The organism is Rhizobacter sp. P2_H2 (assembly GCF_056403375.1).
In genome coordinates, this window is the sequence record NZ_JBFUFP010001174.1 from 1 (window position 1) to 1,595 (window position 1,595).

2 protein-coding genes are annotated in these 1,595 nt (G+C 71.8%); one reads left to right on the top strand and one right to left on the bottom strand.

Translation table 11 applies throughout. From position 1 onward, the window contains the following. Nucleotides 1-779, bottom strand: a 779-nt coding sequence (locus tag AC1D15_RS31285) for an imelysin family protein (protein ID WP_477829100.1), incomplete at its 3' end; no start/stop codon positions are given. Between the two features lie 173 nt (nucleotides 780-952). On the opposite strand from AC1D15_RS31285, the gene AC1D15_RS31290 reads away from it, so the two are divergent. Further along, the coding region (locus AC1D15_RS31290) for a tetratricopeptide repeat protein (RefSeq protein ID WP_477829101.1) at nucleotides 953-1,595 on the top strand (643 nt) is incomplete at its 3' end.

Here is a 1,595-nt window from a genome sequence, read left to right on the forward strand (position 1 = left end):
ACCTCCATGCGCTCGCCGGCCAGCTCGGCCCGCGACAGCGCGCCGATGCCGATGACGATGCGCCGCACCGATTCGATGCCGCCGCGCTCGAACTTCGCGCGGTAGTTCGCCTTCGCGTCGGGCGCCCAGGCGGCGATCAGGTAGCGCAGGTCGTCGATCAGCAGGCCGGTGACGGCCGAGAGGTACTGGCGGCGGCGATCCGCATGCAGGCCCTTGCCGTCGACGTAGTCCTCGAACGGGCGCTCGCCGGGGCCGGTCTCGCTGAGGTCCTGGCCCCACAGCAGGAAYTCRATCGCRTGCCAGCCGGTGGAGACGTTCTCGAGCCCGCCGCGGATGTTGGCCGCGGCCAGCGCCGCCTTCGTCAGTGGCGCCTTCGGGTTGTTGATGAGGCCGGCGTCGGGCCGGTCGCGCACGTAGTCGATGTACGACTCGTCGACCGGCCAGGTGTTCATGCGCTGCTCCGGCCCCTTGCCGTCGTCGACCGGGCCGGCATAGAAGCGGAAGGCCTCGGTCTGGCCGTACCACTCGCGGGCGTCGATCCACGCGGTGCGGGCGGCCTTCAGCGTGGCGGCCGAGGGCTGCGCGAGGAAGGCGGTGATGGCCTGCTGCATCGCGAGCGCGGCGGCCAGGCTGTCGCTGTAGGACGCGTGGACGAGCGTGGCGTAGTGGCGGACCACACCGGCGATGTCGGCGACCTCGGTGGCCGCGGCCGCCTGCCCCGGCCACAACATCGTTCCCAGCCCCGCGGCCACGGCGTGCAGCATCTCGCGCTTGTTCATCTTGTGATTGTTCGGGACCTGGGCGTTGCAATATAGACCACGCTTCGCCCGCTGGACATGCTTCATGTCGGGGGATGTCGGGGTGTGAAAGACCCTGCGTCAGCGAACGTTTTCGCGCGCGTGTCTGATGTCGTCCTGCGATGCCTCGCTGCATCGGCTCCGACTCCGATCACATGAACAACAAGACTTCCCACCGGCCTGTCAGGGCAGTGCCGGCCGCCGCGCGTCCGGTCGACGCCGACGCTGCGCTGGCGCAGGGCCGTGCGCTGCACGCTCAAGGCCGGCTGAGCGAGGCCTTCGCGCTGTACCAGGCCGTGCTGTCCGCCCAGCCCGAGAACCCCGAGGCCTTGCACCTGCTCGGCGTGGCCTACCTGGGCCTGCGCCAGCCGGCGCTCGGCATCGCCTTTGTGCGGCGCGCGATCGCCCGCCGGCCCGATGCGGCCGACTACCGGATGAACCTCGCGACCGCGCTGCTGCAGCTCGGCCAGGCGCCCGAAGCGCTGGCCGAGATGCAGCGCGCCTGCGAGCTGCGGCCCGACGATGCGCAGGGCCTGGCGATGCTCGGCGGGCTGTGCGTGCAGCTGGAGCGCTTCGACGAAGCCGAGCGCCGCTATGCCGCCGCGGTGGCGCTGCAACCGGACCAGGGCGCGTGGCACGAGGCGCTGGCCCGGCTGCGCTACCTGCGCTGGGCGATGCCCGAGGCGGTGCAGGAGGCACAGCGCGCGCTGGCGCTGGCGCCGCGCATCGCCGAGCGCCTGAACATGGGCTTTGCGCAGGCCGAGTCGCCGGCCCCGCAGGCATCGCCCGCGTTGCTGC